The organism is Sinorhizobium fredii, from assembly GCF_002944405.1.
In the GTDB taxonomy this organism is placed as follows: Bacteria; Pseudomonadota; Alphaproteobacteria; order Rhizobiales; family Rhizobiaceae; genus Sinorhizobium; species Sinorhizobium fredii_C.
The window spans coordinates 3,839,623-3,854,279 of the sequence record NZ_CP024307.1 but is presented as its reverse complement, the minus strand read 5'-3'; the positions used below and the strand labels follow the sequence as shown (position 1 = coordinate 3,854,279).

Sequence of the window (14,657 nt, the reverse complement as noted above, 5' to 3'; positions counted from 1 at the left end):
TGAAGCCGTTATTGGGCGCTCGTTCCTGCGTCCTCAAGTGCCGTCAGAATTCGATAGGCGGCCTTCACCCGTGCCGGAATGGGATAGCCCCTGTTGGCAAGAATGACGATGCCAATCCGCTGCGTGGGCACAAAGGCGGCATAGGCGCCGAATCCGCCCGTCGAACCCGTCTTGTTGATCAGCACGTCCTCCCGTGGCGCCCGCGGCGGATCGTGCCTTGTGACCTTGTTGGGTTTCAAGCTCACCTCGGGCGAGTTTCCTGCCAGCAGCGCCTCAAGCTCGACCGGGTAGGGATACATCTCCCACCCAAGCCCTTGCGTCATGTCACCGACACTGAAGTAACCGGTGTGCGTCGCGGCGATCGCCCCCCGGAGCGTCTCGTCGACTGCTGCGCCGCCCATATTGGCCTCGACAAAGCGGATCAGATCGCCGGCCGTCGTCTTGACGCCATAGGCTTCCGAATCGAGCACGCCGGGATTCACCCGGACCGGCTTGCCGGCTTTCGAATATCCATGCGCATAGTCGTCCATGCGATCTTCCGGCACGCTGATATGGGTCTCGGTAAGACCGAGTGACGGGAAGAGCGTCTTTTCCATGAGATCGTCGAAAGGCTTTCCCATGCCTCTGGCGGCAAGGTAGCCGAACAGGCCGATGCTGGGATTCGAATAGAGCCTGTGGGTGCCGGGGGCGTAGTCCGGCCGCCAGGCTTTGAAATAGGCGACCATCTCGTTCTCATCGGTGACCGACGCCGGAAACTGCAAAGGCAGGCCGCCCGCCGAATAGGTGGCGAGATCGAGAAGACTGATTTCCTCGAAGCGGCTTCCGGCGAGTGTCGGCAGGTATTTGCTGGCGCTGCCGGAGAGAGACAGGTCTCCACGCGCCTCGCCGTAGGCGGCGAGCGTTGCCGTAAAGGTCTTGCTGATCGAGCCGATCTCGAAAAGCGTCCGATCGCCGACCTTCCGTCCGGTTTCCTTCGAAGCGACGCCGTAGTTGAAGACGTATCGTCTCCCCTCGACCGTCACTGCGACAGCCATTCCGGGAATGTCGTATTCCTTCATCACCGGGCCGACCGCCTCGTCAACGACGCGCCCGATGTTTTCCCGGTCGTCGCCGGCAATTGCCTGAGTGCATGCGCCGCTGAAAAGAGAAACGGCCGCAACGACTGCAAGCGTCTGAAAGTGCCTGTTTTTCATGCTGATTCATCCCCGTCCAAGACCGTCAGTGGCTTACTTACTGCATGATTCCTTGAATCGTAGCCGAATTAAGGAAGAAGGCGGCAATTCAAAGTTGTTACACTTTGAGGGTGCGTTGCCGAAGAATGAGGAGAGAGCGGCGGCCATCACCTATTCGGCGATGATCTTCACCTTGTCGCCCGGCTTTACGGTGGATGTGACCTGCATGGCGTTGATGAGCCGGAAAAGGTCGAGCTTCCTGTCCGTTCCCATCATCCGCGCCGCCAATGTGGCGCTCGTGTCGCCCGGCCGCACCGTCACCACCCTGATGCGCAGCGGCTTCAGGGATTGGACTTCGGCCGTAGACATGCGGCGGAAGGAGCTGCGCAACTGGCTCGCGGTCGCTTCAAGCGCGGTCGATCCCTTCGGAACCGCGGTCAGGAAGCGATAGATGCGGTCGCCGAGCCGGATGACGGTGACGTCGAAATCCCAGCGATCGGCGGAGGCACGCGCCGTCGCAGCCTCAAGGCCGCTGACGGAAACGGGACGAATGGTGTCGGGCTGCAGGCCGGTCACCCAGCCGCTGGCAATGTAGTCGGTCAAGTTGCGGCGGGCGTTGTCGGAAATGCCGTCGAAGCGGATGGCGACCTCGCCCGGACCCGTCGCCAGCACGGCTTCGGCCTTGTTGTCGATCTGGAAACCCTGGGGCACGTCGAAGCGTATGCCGAGCTGGCCGTGCAGGAAGGTCTGGCCGCGGACATAGCCTTCCTCCGGGCTGTCGCCATAGAGCAGCCCGTCAATGCCGGCGAGATAGTAATCCCGGCCGCGGTCGCCGCTCGTTCCTTCTGGGCCGAAGGCGCGCGCATGCCGGCGCGCCAGTTCGACGCGCTGCGGCGCGTTCGGGTGGCTCGACAGGAAGTCGAGGCTCTGGTCCGCTTCGGGATCGACCGCGGTGAAGCGGCTATAGGCAGCCATCGAATCGAGGAAGCGCGCGGCGGCGTAGGGATCGTAGCCGGCTTCGCCGAGCATCCTAACACCGATCACGTCGGCCTGCAGTTCCTGGTTGCGCGAGAAAGCCGCAAGCCGCAGCTTGCCGCGGGCGAGCGCCTGCTTGCCGGCAAGATTGGAGGACAGCACTTCGGAGACGACGCGGCTGGCGATCACCTCCGCCTCTTCGCGCTGCTGGCGCTGGATGCCGTGATTGGCGGTGACGTGCGCCATTTCGTGCGAAAGCACGGCGGCGACTTCCGAGGCGTCGTCGGCAAGCGCCAGCAAGCCGCGCGTGACGTAGAGATAGCCGCCCGGCAGCGCAAAGGCGTTGATTGCCGGGGAATTGAGGATGGTGATGCGGTAGGACTGCTGCGGGTTTTCCGAAACCGCCGTCAGCGCGCCGGTGATGCGGGCGACGAGCCGTTCGGTCTTGGCGTCCTTGTACTCGCCGCCGTAGCTCGCGACGATGCGCGGATGCTCGCGCGCGCCGAGCTGGGCGCGCGGATCGTTCTTCTGCACCTCCTCGACAATCTGCGGATTGGAGGAGGGCGAGACGGCGGGCTCGTAAGTCTGCTCGATGATCGACTGGCAGGCGGAAAGAAGGCTGAATGAAGACAGCGCAACCAAGGCGCGCAAAACCATGCCGGCATGCCGCGTCGGAAACCAGTCTCTTGTGACTGTCTGCCTTGCCATTCCTCAGCCCGTTCCATCCGCCGATGGCGCCTCTCGCCCTCGACGAAAAATCCTACTTTTTCAGCCGCATAACGCCGCCGGCGCCGGGTTTCTCAGCCATAACTCTGCTGTATCGATTTAACCGGCGCCTGCCTAGCTGATCCCAGTAGAAATAGTTGCCCCGTGGTATCACAGCAACGGATGCGCGAGTAACCTGCGCATCCGACCGGACGTTCCGCGCGTCGCATAGCGGGGCGGTCAAATTGTGGCGAAACGCGCATTGTCCAAAGATACTGCCGTAGTGCCCCGACCAATGGCTCATTCCTTCACCGGATCTCGTCATTGCCAAGAAACCGGTTGACCGCTGCCAGGTCCCGCCTTGCAAGAAACCGATTGAGGGGATCGTGAGCGACGATACGCCCGTCGTCGAGGAAAAGCACGCTGTCGGCGAGGCTCTTCACGTCATCGGGATGATGCGTGATCATCAGGATGGTGTTGGCTTCCTCGCGGTGAAGGTCGCTCAGAAGTTCGCGCATCTCGGCGCGCATTCCCGGGTCGAGCGCGGCGAAGGGTTCATCGAGCAGCAGCAGCGGCCGATGCCGCACCAGCGCGCGGGCGAGCGCCACCCGCTGCCGCTCGCCGCCGGAAAGCGTCGGCGGCAGCCTTCTGCCGAAGCCGGCGAGCCCGACCCGCGCCAGCGCATCCTCGATCCTGTCGTGATCGGGCGGGCCGAGCCTCAGCGAGGGGCTGATTCCAAGGCCGACATTGGTCGCGACGTCGAGATGGGCGAAGAGATTGTTATCCTGGAAGATGACGGACACGGGCCGTTCTGCCGGAATGCGGCCGGCCATGTCGTCGCCGAGGATCCGTACATTGCCAGATTCCGGTGTTTCGAAGCCGGCGATGACACTGAAAAGCGTCGATTTTCCGGAGCCGGAGGGGCCGACGACGGCGGCGAACTGCCCGGCCGGAACCGCGCAGTCGAAGGCCAGGGCTGCCGTTTCAAAGCGGACCCTCACGTCATTGAGGGACAAGGCAAGCGAACTCATGCGGCTCGTCCTTCCGCCGCCTTCTCTCCCGCCGTGCCGAGCACGGTCAGAGCGAGGCAGATGAGCCCCAGCATCAAGGCAATGCCGGCGGCGTCGGCGGTACGGTAGCTGCCCATCCGGCTATAGAGCAGCCAAGGTAGGGTCGCGAGATCCTGCGAACCGAAGAGGGCAACGGCGCCGAGATCGCCGAGCGACAGCGCGAGCCCGAAGGAGAGCGCCATCAGGAGCGGCTTGCGTAGCGCCGGCCAATCGATCCATCGCAGGCGATGGAAGCCGCGGATGCCGAGGCTGGCGGCAAGGCGCTCCGTTCGCGCGGCATGGGTCGCCATGGCCGGGGCCAGGACCCGGTGTACGAAGGGAAGCGCCATCAGCGCATTGATCGCGATCACGACGAAGGGAGCGAAACGCGCAACATCGCCGAAGGGGCGCAGGAGGAGGAACCAGCCGGCGCCGAGCACGACGGGCGGCGCGAGCAGGATGAAGGAAGTGCTGGCACCGATCGTGCCGGCAAACAGACGGGCGGGCATACCGCGGCGGCGCCTTCCGAGGAGCAGCCGTTGCGCCCGGGTCATCAGACCGGCCATCGCGACCGAAATGGCGGCGGAGGGAAGGGCGATGGCGGCGCTGGTGATTAGCGCCCGACGGAATGCCGGCTCGCTGACGAGGCGGGCGAGATCGGCCTGCAATCCCGACGCTGCGATGGCGATGAAGGGCAAGCCGACGAAGACGAGGGCGAGCGCCAGCCAGATGCCGTCGGCAACGCGCGAAAGGCCACTCAGGCCGTCGAACCGCCGGGCTGCCCGCCCGCTCGTCTGGCCTTCTTCGGGGGGCGGAGCGAGAAATCTTAGGGCGATCAGCAGCGCGCCCGTCAGCGCGACCTGAAGGCCGGAAAGGGCGATCGCCCGGGGCGGGTCGAAATCGAAGCGCAGCGCCTGGTAGATCGCCACCTCGATCGTGCTCTGGGCCGGGCCGCCGCCGAGCGTCAGCACCAGCGTGAAGCTGGTGGCGCAGAGCATGAAGACGAGGCCGGCAATGCCCGGCAGCAATCCCCGGATCGCCGGCCATTCGATGAAGCGGAAGATCGCTAACGACCCCATGCCGAGATTGGCGGAGCTGCGCCAATATTCGCCGGGAATGCGCTCGAGTCCGGCAAGCATCAGCCGGGCGGCAAGCGGCATGTTGAAGAAGACATGGGCAAGCAGGATGCCGAACAGGCCATAGACGCTGATCGGCTGCTGGCCCATTGCCGAGAGAACGTGGTTCAGAATGCCCTGCCGGCCCCAGACCTCGATCAGGCCGAGCGCCGCGACGAGCGCCGGCAGGCCGAGCGGCAGGGCCATCAGCCGCAGCATCCAGATCCGGCAGGGGAAGGACGCCTGCCGCGCCAATGCGCGTGCCACGGGAATGGCGAAGAGGATCGACAGGGCCGTCGAGAGGCCCGCCTGCAGCAGCGTGAAGCGCGTGACGCGCCAGATATAGGCGTCGAACAGGCCGTCGGCGTTGCTCTCGCCCGTCTGCGTGATGAGGGCCATTCCCGCCATGCCGACAAAAAGCAGGATGCCGCCGAGGCAGAAAGCCGCGGCGGCGATCGTCATCCTGCTCTCGGTGCTGTCGAACAAGCCGGCCTCAGTTCTCGCTCATCGCCGCCAGCCATTCGTCGATCCAGGCCTTGCGGTTGGCCGCGACCTCCTCCGAGGGCAGCAGCAAGGTCTTTTCGGGATTGACGAGTTTGCCAAAGGCTTCCGGCAGCGGCTCCTTGGTGGTGCCGACCGGCATCATCCAGTTGGTGGTCGGAATGATCGACTGGAATTCCGGACCGGTCATGAAGGCCAGGAACTGGCGGGCGAGTTCCGGCTCCTTGGCGTTCTTCGTCGCGCCGGCCACTTCGATCTGGATGTAGTGACCCTCGGCGAAGGCTGCTGCCTGATAGCGATCCGTGTTTTCCGCCACCATGTGATAGGCGGGGGAGGTGGTGTAGGAAAGCACCATCGGTGCCTCGCCCTTGGTGAACAGGCCATAGGCTTCCGACCAGCCGGGGGTCACCGTCAGCACGCGATCCTTGAGCTTGGCCCAAGCCTCGCCGGCCTTGTCGCCATAGACCGATTTCACCCAGAGCAGCAGGCCGAGGCCGGGCGTCGAGGTGCGCGGGTCTTCGATGACGATCTTTTGCGCAGGATCGCCCTCGACCAGCTCCTTGAGGCTCTTCGGCGGGCTCTTCAGGGTCTCGGTGTCGTAGACCACGGCGAAGTGGCCGAAGTCATAGGGCACGAAGGTATCGTCGGAAAAATCGCCGGGAACCTTGAGGCCTTTTGTGTCGAGGCCGTGCGGGGCGAAATAGCCGGTGGCCTTGGCCTCGGCGACGAGGTTGGTATCGAGGCCGAGAACGATGTCGGCCTTCGAACCCTCGCCTTCCAGCTTCAACCGCGTCAGGAGCTCGACGCCGTCGGCAACGCCGACATAATTCACCTTGCAGTCGCAGGTCTTGCCGAAGGTTTCGGCGACCTTGGCGCCAGGACCCCATTCGGTGATGAAGCTCTCATAGGTGTAGATAGTCAGCGTCTTTTCGGCAGCTGCGGCGCTCGCGGAAAATGCCGCGATGGCCACGGTGGCGATAGCCAGCCGGCCAAGGATCTTGCGATGGAGTGAACTGGACATCTGGGCACTTCTCCCTGTTGTTGATGTTGCACGGGAAAAGCGCGTATCGGTCCGATCGCTTCTAATCCCTCCGCCGGTACGAGCCGGATCAGGTTCCGCGGGTTGGCTCGAAGCCTCTCAGCCATTGAATCCGCGAGCGGTTCCAGGCACCCCGTTAGAGCAACCAAGATTTAGCTTCGGGCGGCAGCCAAGGCAAGCGGAGTTTCGGCCGGAGCATTGGCCCTTGGCGCTGCCTGCGCTATTAAGAGGCCCGAAGCCTGCAAGGCTTTGAAATTCAAACAACGGCGGCGGCGTTTTGTTCGCCAAGCGAGGCCATTTCATGCCGGATATGCTCGTTCGCCTCTATGCTTTGCCCGAGGATCGCGCGTCCCGGCTCGGCCCCGACGTTGCCATTCGGCGCGCCCTGGCGCCCGAGCGCAGGATCGTCGTCTCCTGGATCGAGGAGCGCTTCGGCACCCTTTGGGCGGGCGAGGCGGAAGCGGCCTTCTCCTCGACGCCGACGCGGATCCATCTCGCGCTCTGCAAGGGCGAGCTTGCCGGCTTTGCCTGCCATGACGTGACGGCGCTCGGCTTCTTCGGTCCGACGGGCGTCGACAAAACATTGCGCGGCCGCGGCATCGGCGAGGCTTTGCTCTTCGAGAGCCTCTCCGCCATGCGCGCCGCCGGCTATGCCTATGCGATCATCGGCGGCGTCGGCCCGGCCGAATTTTACGCGCGCGCCGTCGGCGCGGTGGAGATTCCCGATTCGACGCCCGGCCTCTATGCCGACATGCTGTTGCCAGAGGAAAGCGGAAGTTGATCCAAGCAGTCCTGTTGGCCAAACGGCCCGAAGAGGCGTTCTACCCTTTTCCTTCGCTGCCGCTTTGCGCTATGGGCTTCTGCCATGACCCGATCGACCTTCACCATTCTTCTCGGCGGCGCGCTCAGCTTGACGGAGCGGCTGACGGCGCAGCTTTCCGGCAGCCGGTTCATCGCGGCGGACGGCGGCATGCGCCACGCGAAGACCCTCGGCATCGTCCCGGATCTCTGGGTCGGCGATTTCGATTCGACCGACGAAACGCTGCTGGCGGCATTCGCCCAAGTCCCGCGGGAAAACTATCCCGCCGCCAAGAACGCCACCGATGGCGAGATCGCGGTCGAGGCCGCGCTTGCGCGCGGTGCGACCACGCTGATCTTCGCCGGCGCGCTCGGCGGCACCCGCAGCGACCATGCCTTCCTGCATCTCTTGCAACTCGCGGCGCTTGCGGAAGAGGGCCACGATGCGTTCATGACCTCGGGCGAGGAGGAGGCCTATCCGCTGATGCCGGGCACCCGTGAGATCGACCTGCCGAAGGGCAGCCTGTTTTCGGTCCTCGGATTCACCGAGCTTTCCGGACTGTCGATCGAAAACGTCCGCTATCCGCTCGACGGCTTCGCGCTTTCCTTCGGATCGTCCCGGACCATTTCCAACGTCGCGGAAGGTCCGGTCCGCTTCTTCCTGAAATCCGGCCGGGCCGTGGTCCTCGCCCGCCCCTACGATCTTTCCGGAGCCTGACGCCTTGGCGCCCCCCATCCTCAAGCTTGACGACATCTTCCTGACCTTCGGCGGCACGCCGCTTCTCGCCGGCGCCAATCTGCAGGTCGAGCCCGGCGACCGCATCTGCCTCGTCGGCCGAAACGGATCCGGCAAGTCGACGCTGATGAAAATCGCCGCGGGCCTCGCCGAGGCGCAGTCCGGAGAGGTTTTCCGGCACCCGTCGGTGACAATCCGCTATCTGCACCAGGCGCCGGATTTCGACGGCTTCGATACGGTGCAGGCCTATGCGGAGGCGGGGCTGGGACCCGGCGACGATCACTACCGCGTCACTTACCTGTTGCAGCATCTGGGGCTGACCGGCGAGGAAGACCCGAAGCGCCTCTCCGGCGGCGAGGCGCGGCGCGCCGCGCTTGCCCGTGTGCTCGCGCCGGAGCCCGACATCCTGCTTCTCGACGAGCCGACCAACCATCTCGACCTGCCGACGATCGAGTGGCTCGAAGACGAGCTCAGCCGCAGCCGCTCGGCACTCGTCTTGATCTCGCACGACCGGCGCTTTCTCGAAAAAGTCTCGACCGCCACCGTCTGGCTCGATCGCGGCCAGTCGCGCCGGCTCGACCGCGGCTTCGCCCATTTCGAAGCCTGGCGCGACGAGGTACTGGAGGCGGAGGAGCTCGAACAGCACAAGCTCGGCAAGGCGATCGAGCGCGAGGAGCACTGGCTGCGCTACGGCGTCACGGCGCGGCGCAAGCGCAACATGCGCCGCCTCGGCGAGCTGCAGGACATGCGGGCGCGCCACCGCGGCCAAAAGGGGCCGCAGGGGACGATCCAGGCGACCGTCGCCGATGCCAGGGAATCCGGCAAGCTGGTCATCGAGGCGGACAAGATCACCAAGGCCTATAGCGAGCGCACGATCGTCGCGCCCTTTTCGATCCGCGTCCATCGCGGCGACCGCATCGGCCTGGTCGGCCCGAACGGCGCCGGCAAGACGACGCTGCTGAAGCTCCTGACCGGACAGATCGAGCCGGATTCCGGCAGGGTAAAGCTCGGGACCAATCTGGAGATGGCGACGCTCGACCAGAAGCGCGAGGATCTGAACTTCGACGAGACGCTGGCGCACTACCTGACCGACGGACGCGGCGAGACGCTTCTCGTCAACGGCGAGCAGCGCCACGTCACCGGCTACATGAAGGAATTCCTCTTCCAGCCGGAACAGGCGCGCACGCCGATCAGCGAACTTTCCGGCGGCGAGAGGGCGCGGCTGATCCTCGCCCGCATCCTGGCGAGCGCCACCAACCTGCTGATCCTCGACGAGCCGACCAACGATCTCGACATCGAGACGCTCGACCTGCTGCAGGAAATCGTCGCCGGCTTCGCCGGAACGGTGATCCTCGTCAGCCACGACCGCGATTTCCTCGACCGCACCGTGACCTCGACCATAGCGCCGGCCAATCCGGAGGCGCCGGACGGCCGCTGGATCGAATATGCCGGCGGCTATTCCGACATGATGGCGCAGCGCCGTGGCGCGATCGAGGAGCGGCGCCGGGCCGAAAAGGCCGAGAAGACCAAGCCGAGCGAAACGGCAGCCGAAGCGGTCGAACCGCAGAAGGCCAAGGGCAAGCTCTCCTACAAGCAGAAATTCGCGCTGGAGAACCTGCCGAAGGAGATCGCCAGCACCGAGGCCGAAATCGCCAAACGCGAAGAGAAGATGCACGATCCGGCGCTCTTTTCCCGCGATCCGGAAGGCTTCGCCAAGCTCGCCGCCGAGCTCGAAAAGCTGAAGGAGAAGCTGGCGCGCATGGAGGAGGAATGGCTGCAGCTCGAAATGCTGCGTGAGGAACTAGAGGGCTGAGGTCAGACCGCGATCCGTGAGCGGACTTGCGGCCGATTGTTCCAGCCGCTATCCCGGGTCGCGGGCTTTACGAGGACGGCCATGACGATATTCCAGGCGCTGTTGCTTTTTGTTGCGGGCTTCCTGTCCGGTGCCGTCAATGCGATTGCCGGCGGCGGCACGTTTCTGACCTTCGGCGCGATGACGCTTAGCGGCCTGCCGCCGATCGTCGCCAATGCCACCTCCTCGATCGTGCAGTTTCCGGGCTACGTCACCTCGGCGCTCGCCTATGCCAAGGAGATCCGCGCCGACCGCAGGAATGCCGTCCTCCTCGGGGTGATATCGGCGGTCGGGGGGCTCGCGGGCGCGCTTCTCCTGCTGTCGCTCTCCAACCCGTCGTTCCGCGCGATGGTGCCCTGGCTGCTGATCGCCGCGACGGCGATCTTTGCGGCGGGCCCTCTCCTGAAGCCGAAGGCCCGCAGCGACGAGCACCGGATCGGGCCGTTCGGTGTGGCGAGCCAGATGGCGACATCCGTCTATGGCGGCTTCTTCGGGGCCGGCATGGGCATCATGATGCTTGCAGTGCTCGGGCTTGCGACCGGCGGCAGCTATCACCGGCTGAATGCGCTGAAGAATTTCATCTCGATCGTCATTGCGCTGATCGCCATCCTGGTGTTCGCCGCAGGCGGCGTCGTTTCCTGGCTCCATGCGGTGATCATGGTGCCGGGTGCCGCCCTCGGCGGCTATTCCGGCGTCTGGGCCGCCCGGCGCGTTCCGCAGGCGGTCATCCGCGCCATCGTCGTCGCCGTCGGCCTGCTGCTCGCCGCTTATTATTTCTTCACGGGCTGAGGCGGATCACTCTCGAAGGCACGCGCCAGCAGATCGGGGCGGCGTTCCGCCGTCAGCCGCCGCGCCTCGGCCGCGCGCCATTTGGCGACGGCGCCGTGATTTCCTGATGTCAGCACCGCCGGAATCTCGTGGCCTTCGAAGACCTGCGGCCGGGTATATTGCGGGTGCTCGAGCAGCCCGCCCTCGAAGCTTTCGTGCACGCCGGAGAGTTCATTGCCCATCACCCCGGGCAGGACGCGCACGACCGCATCGAGCAGCACCAGCGCCGCCGGCTCGCCGCCGGACAGGATATAGTCGCCGATCGACACTTCTTCGAGATGGCGCGTGTCGATGACCCGCTGGTCGACGCCCTCGAAGCGGCCGCAGACGATGACGGCGCCGGGACCGGCGGCAAGCTCGCGAACGCGTGCCTGCGTCAACGGTCGGCCGCGCGGGCTCATCAGCAGGCGCGGCCGGTCGTCATCCGCCGCGACGTGGTCGATGGCGCGGGCAAGAACATCCGGCTTCAACACCATGCCGGCGCCGCCCCCGGCCGGCGTGTCGTCGACGGTGCGGTGCTTGTTCTCGGCGAAATCGCGGATCTGCACCGCCTCGATCGACCATTGGCCGCGCTCCAGCGCCTTGCCGGCGAGCGACACGCCGAGATGCCCCGGAAACATCTCCGGATACAGCGTCAGGACCGTGGCGCGAAAGGACATCGCCGGCGGCTCACTTGCGCTTCGTCGGGAATTGCTTGTCGAGGCTCTCGTCCTTGTCATCGACGAGCCCGGCGGCGACCGGATCGACCAGCAGCTTGCCGGCCTCGAGATCGATCTCCAGCACCGACCATTCGGTGAACGGGATCAGCACCGGCCGGCGGCCGGGTCCCTTGAGCTCCAGCAGGTCCCCGGCGCCGAAGTCGAAGACGCCGGTCACCGAGCCGTAGCTCTTGCCAGTGCCGTCGATCGCTTCCAGGCCTTCGAGATCGGCATAGAAAAACTCATCCTCGTCGAGGTCGTCGTCGGGGAGGTTGTCGCGTTCGATGAAGAGTTCGAGGCCGTTCAACGCTTCCGCCGCGGTTCGGTCGTTGATGCCGCGGAAGCGGACGATGACCACGTTCTTCGCTTCACGGATTTCCAGCACCTCGAAGACGCGGCCGTCCTCGCTGTGCAGATTGCCGTAGTCGCCGAGCGCCGTCGGATCTTCCGTAAAGGACTTTACCCGCACTTCGCCGCGCAGGCCTTGCGCCGCGCCGATCGTCGCCATCAGGACAGGGTTCTCGAGCTTGGTCATTTTCGGCATCCAGGCAGGAGGGGTTCTTGCCACCGCTCCAATTCTTTGCCCGCTCCAATTGTTCGAACGTGGACATAAAGCAAAACGGGCGGCATGAAAATGCCGCCCGTCTGCTAACACCGTCCTGACGGTTATTATTCCGCGGCTGCTTCCGCAGCGGCAGCGGCGGCATCCTCGGCCTTCTGCTTGGCTTCGGCGGCACGCTCCTGTGCCTTCTTGCCCGGCAGTGCCTTGGTCGGGTTGTTGCGGGCCGGGCGCTTGGCAAGGCCTGCCTGGTCGAGGAAGCGCAGGACGCGGTCGGTCGGCTGGGCGCCCTGGGCGATCCAGTGGCTGACGCGCTCGGCGTTCAGCTCGACGCGCTTTTCGTCGTCCTTGCCGAGCATCGGGTTCCAGGAGCCGATCTTTTCGAGGAAGCGGCCGTCACGCGGGCTGCGCGCATCGGCAACGACGATCTGATAATAGGGGCGCTTCTTGGAACCGCCGCGGGCGAGACGAATTTTCAGTGCCATTTCAGTTACTCCTTGCAGGCTTTCTTGACCGCTTCGTTCAAGCGGAACGGGTGGTGCCGGCGCTGCCCGCGGGCTGCGAGCGATCGGCGGCGATGGCTTCATGATGCCGGATGACTTCCTTGATGATGAAGTTCAGGAACTTCTCGGCGAAATCCGGGTCCAGATTGGCATCCTTGGCCAAGTGGCGAAGGCGTTCAATCTGGTATTCTTCGCGCGCCGGATCGGCCGGCGGCAGCTTGTGCTTGGCTTTGAGAACGCCGACCGCCTTGGTGCAGCGGAACCGTTCGGCCAGCATGTGGACGAGTGCGGCATCGATATTGTCGATCGATTGCCGGTAGCCCGCCAATTCCTCTTTGATCTCGGGATCAAGCATTCGTCGCGATCCTCACTTCTTCTTAGGTAAACCGGGAAGGCCGGGGAATCCGCCGAGACCGGGCAGCTTGCCGCCACCCAGGCCCGGCAAACCGCCACCGAGGCTCGGCATTCCGGCACCCGACTTGCCGAGGCCGGCGGCCTCCGCCTGCTTCTGCAGTGCTTCCAGCTGTTTCGGATCCATCTTCGAAAGATCCGGCATGCCGCCGCCCAAGCCGCCAAGGCCCATCTTGTTGGCAAGGCCGCCCATCATCTGCTTCATCATGCCGCCTTTGCCCTTGCCGCCCATCATCTTCATCATGTCCGCCATCTGGCGGTGCATCTTCAGAAGCTTGTTGATGTCGGCGGCGTCGGTTCCCGAGCCGCTGGCGATGCGCTTCTTGCGCGAATGCTTGAGCAGATCCGGATTGGCGCGCTCGGCCTTGGTCATCGAGGAGATGATGGCGAGCTGACGCTTGAAGAGGCTGTCGTCGAGGCCGGCAGCGGCCATCTTGTCCTTCATGCCGGCCATGCCGGGCATCAATCCCATGATGCCGCCCATGCCGCCCATCTTCTGCATCTGGCGCAGCTGGTCGGCGAGGTCGTTGAGGTCGAATTTGCCCTTGGCCATCTTGGCGGCCATGGCGGCCGCCTTTTCGGCGTCGATGTTTTCCGCCGCCTTTTCGACCAGCGAGACGATGTCGCCCATGCCGAGGATGCGGTCGGCAACGCGGCGCGGGTGAAACTCCTCGAGCTCGTCCATCTTCTCGCCGACGCCGATCAGCTTGATCGGCTTGCCGGTGACCGCACGCATCGACAGCGCCGCACCGCCGCGGCCGTCGCCGTCCATGCGGGTCAGCACCAGGCCGGTGATGCCAACGCGATCGTCGAAGTTGCGGGCGAGGTTGACGGCGTCCTGGCCGGTCAGCGCATCGGCGACGAGCAGGATCTCATGCGGATTGGACTTCCGCTTGATCTCCGCCATCTCGATCATCAGCGGCTCGTCGATATGGGTGCGGCCGGCGGTGTCGAGGATGACGATGTCGTGGCCGCCGAGCTTCGCCGCCTGAACGGCGCGGGCGGCGATATCGGTCGGCGACTGGCCGGCGATGATCGGCAGCGTGTCGACGCCGGTCTGCACGCCGAGCTGGCGCAACTGCTCCTGGGCGGCCGGACGACGGGTGTCGAGCGAGGCCATCAGGACCTTCTTCTTGTCGCGCGCCGTCAGCCGCTTGGCGATCTTGCCGGTGGTCGTCGTCTTGCCGGAGCCCTGCAGGCCGACCATCATGACGACGACCGGGGCCGGCGCATTGAGGTCGATCGTCACGCCCTCGGAGCCGAGCATGGCAACAAGCTCGTCATGGACGATCTTGACGACCATCTGGCCGGGCTTGATCGATTTCAGGATTTCGGCGCCGACCGCCTTCTCGCGAACCTTCTCGGTGAAGGACCGCACGACATCGAGCGCGACGTCGGCTTCGAGTAGCGCACGGCGAACCTCCCGAAGCGCCGCGGAAACGTCCGCTTCCGACAGGGCGCCGCGGCCGGTCAGTCCATTCAATATGGAACCAAGACGGTCCTGGAGGCTCTCGAACATTCTCTCTTCCTTCTGGTTTCCGGTTCGCTTCAGGCTCGCCGAAAACTTGGGTACCCTCGCGCGGAAAACAAGGCGCAAAGCCAAAAACCACCCGAGGGCGCAACGCGCTGTCGGGTGTTGACCTCCGGGCTCTCTTTATACCTTTGCGGGGCCCGGTCGGCGGCTTCGAAGTCATCACTTGCGAAGGAATTTGCCGC

14 protein-coding genes and 1 riboswitch are annotated in these 14,657 nt (G+C 64.9%); of the genes, 4 read left to right on the top strand and 10 right to left on the bottom strand.

Going from position 1 to position 14,657, the window contains the following annotated elements:
• Window positions 1-8 precede the first annotated feature (8 nt).
• The 5 genes from ampC to thiB all read right to left on the bottom strand — a co-directional run bounded on the left by ampC (window position 9) and on the right by thiB (window position 6,538).
• Window positions 9-1,193, bottom strand: a complete 1,185-nt coding sequence (gene ampC, locus NXT3_RS18940) for a class C beta-lactamase (protein ID WP_104839862.1) — start codon at window positions 1,191-1,193, stop codon at window positions 9-11.
• A 150-nt stretch (window positions 1,194-1,343) separates the two neighbouring features.
• The gene (locus NXT3_RS18935) at window positions 1,344-2,855 is read right to left on the bottom strand and encodes a M48 family metalloprotease (protein ID WP_037418120.1); all 1,512 of its coding nucleotides are present in this window, start codon (window positions 2,853-2,855) and stop codon (window positions 1,344-1,346) included.
• A 305-nt stretch (window positions 2,856-3,160) separates the two neighbouring features.
• Window positions 3,161-3,883 (bottom strand): thiamine ABC transporter ATP-binding protein, encoded by a 723-nt coding sequence (locus tag NXT3_RS18930; RefSeq protein WP_104839861.1) that lies wholly within the window; start codon window positions 3,881-3,883, stop codon window positions 3,161-3,163.
• Window positions 3,880-5,478, bottom strand: a complete 1,599-nt coding sequence (thiP, locus tag NXT3_RS18925) for a thiamine/thiamine pyrophosphate ABC transporter permease ThiP (protein ID WP_234828124.1) — start codon at window positions 5,476-5,478, stop codon at window positions 3,880-3,882. The genes NXT3_RS18930 and thiP overlap by 4 nt, the downstream gene beginning before the upstream one ends.
• Window positions 5,479-5,509: 31 nt before the next feature.
• Window positions 5,510-6,538: a thiamine ABC transporter substrate binding subunit gene (gene thiB / locus NXT3_RS18920; protein WP_104839859.1), complete on the bottom strand. Its 1,029-nt coding sequence runs from the start codon at window positions 6,536-6,538 to the stop codon at window positions 5,510-5,512.
• A gap of 48 nt (window positions 6,539-6,586) precedes the next feature.
• A riboswitch (TPP riboswitch) is annotated at window positions 6,587-6,702 on the bottom strand.
• 155 nt (window positions 6,703-6,857) lie between these two features.
• Here thiB and NXT3_RS18915 point away from each other — a divergent pair.
• The 4 genes from NXT3_RS18915 (at window position 6,858) to NXT3_RS18900 (ending at window position 10,731) form a co-directional block, all read left to right on the top strand.
• Window positions 6,858-7,337, top strand: a complete 480-nt coding sequence (locus NXT3_RS18915) for a GNAT family N-acetyltransferase (RefSeq protein WP_037418210.1) — start codon at window positions 6,858-6,860, stop codon at window positions 7,335-7,337.
• An 84-nt stretch (window positions 7,338-7,421) separates the two neighbouring features.
• The gene (locus NXT3_RS18910) at window positions 7,422-8,072 is read left to right on the top strand and encodes a thiamine diphosphokinase (RefSeq protein ID WP_037418112.1); all 651 of its coding nucleotides are present in this window, start codon (window positions 7,422-7,424) and stop codon (window positions 8,070-8,072) included.
• 4 nt (window positions 8,073-8,076) lie between these two features.
• Window positions 8,077-9,903, top strand: coding sequence for an ABC-F family ATP-binding cassette domain-containing protein (locus NXT3_RS18905; protein ID WP_104839858.1), 1,827 nt, complete (start codon window positions 8,077-8,079; stop codon window positions 9,901-9,903).
• An 81-nt stretch (window positions 9,904-9,984) separates the two neighbouring features.
• Window positions 9,985-10,731, top strand: coding sequence for a sulfite exporter TauE/SafE family protein (locus NXT3_RS18900; protein WP_097526094.1), 747 nt, complete (start codon window positions 9,985-9,987; stop codon window positions 10,729-10,731).
• On the opposite strand, the gene trmD is transcribed toward NXT3_RS18900, so the two are convergent.
• The 5 genes from trmD to ffh all read right to left on the bottom strand — a co-directional run bounded on the left by trmD (window position 10,713) and on the right by ffh (window position 14,460).
• Window positions 10,713-11,429, bottom strand: coding sequence for a tRNA (guanosine(37)-N1)-methyltransferase TrmD (gene trmD / locus NXT3_RS18895; RefSeq protein ID WP_104839857.1), 717 nt, complete (start codon window positions 11,427-11,429; stop codon window positions 10,713-10,715). The genes NXT3_RS18900 and trmD overlap by 19 nt on opposite strands.
• A 10-nt stretch (window positions 11,430-11,439) precedes the next feature.
• Window positions 11,440-12,003 carry a ribosome maturation factor RimM gene (rimM, locus tag NXT3_RS18890; protein ID WP_097526214.1) on the bottom strand — a complete coding sequence of 188 codons (564 nt, stop codon included), beginning with the start codon at window positions 12,001-12,003 and terminating at the stop codon, window positions 11,440-11,442.
• Between the two features lie 134 nt (window positions 12,004-12,137).
• Window positions 12,138-12,512 carry a 30S ribosomal protein S16 gene (rpsP, locus tag NXT3_RS18885; protein WP_104839856.1) on the bottom strand — a complete coding sequence of 125 codons (375 nt, stop codon included), beginning with the start codon at window positions 12,510-12,512 and terminating at the stop codon, window positions 12,138-12,140.
• A 37-nt stretch (window positions 12,513-12,549) separates the two neighbouring features.
• Entirely contained in the window at window positions 12,550-12,885 is a 336-nt protein-coding gene (locus tag NXT3_RS18880; protein ID WP_037418097.1) for a chorismate mutase, read from the bottom strand.
• 12 nt (window positions 12,886-12,897) lie between these two features.
• Window positions 12,898-14,460 (bottom strand): signal recognition particle protein, encoded by a 1,563-nt coding sequence (gene ffh, locus NXT3_RS18875; protein ID WP_104839855.1) that lies wholly within the window; start codon window positions 14,458-14,460, stop codon window positions 12,898-12,900.
• Window positions 14,461-14,657 lie beyond the last annotated feature (197 nt).

Bases quoted from the DNA above. Each gene is read 5' to 3' on its own strand.
- thiB (WP_104839859.1), bottom strand. From the start codon at position 6,538: ATGTCCAGTTCACTCCATCGCAAGATCCTTGGCCGGCTGGCTATCGCC.
- thiP (WP_234828124.1), bottom strand. From the start codon at position 5,478: ATGACGATCGCCGCCGCGGCTTTCTGCCTCGGCGGCATCCTGCTTTTT.
- ffh (WP_104839855.1), bottom strand. From the start codon at position 14,460: ATGTTCGAGAGCCTCCAGGACCGTCTTGGTTCCATATTGAATGGACTG.
- NXT3_RS18910 (WP_037418112.1), top strand. From the start codon at position 7,422: ATGACCCGATCGACCTTCACCATTCTTCTCGGCGGCGCGCTCAGCTTG.
- rimM (WP_097526214.1), bottom strand. From the start codon at position 12,003: ATGACCAAGCTCGAGAACCCTGTCCTGATGGCGACGATCGGCGCGGCG.
- NXT3_RS18935 (WP_037418120.1), bottom strand. From the start codon at position 2,855: ATGGCAAGGCAGACAGTCACAAGAGACTGGTTTCCGACGCGGCATGCC.
- ampC (WP_104839862.1), bottom strand. From the start codon at position 1,193: ATGAAAAACAGGCACTTTCAGACGCTTGCAGTCGTTGCGGCCGTTTCT.
- rpsP (WP_104839856.1), bottom strand. From the start codon at position 12,512: ATGGCACTGAAAATTCGTCTCGCCCGCGGCGGTTCCAAGAAGCGCCCC.
- trmD (WP_104839857.1), bottom strand. From the start codon at position 11,429: ATGTCCTTTCGCGCCACGGTCCTGACGCTGTATCCGGAGATGTTTCCG.
- NXT3_RS18880 (WP_037418097.1), bottom strand. From the start codon at position 12,885: ATGCTTGATCCCGAGATCAAAGAGGAATTGGCGGGCTACCGGCAATCG.
- NXT3_RS18930 (WP_104839861.1), bottom strand. From the start codon at position 3,883: ATGAGTTCGCTTGCCTTGTCCCTCAATGACGTGAGGGTCCGCTTTGAA.
- NXT3_RS18900 (WP_097526094.1), top strand. From the start codon at position 9,985: ATGACGATATTCCAGGCGCTGTTGCTTTTTGTTGCGGGCTTCCTGTCC.
- NXT3_RS18915 (WP_037418210.1), top strand. From the start codon at position 6,858: ATGCCGGATATGCTCGTTCGCCTCTATGCTTTGCCCGAGGATCGCGCG.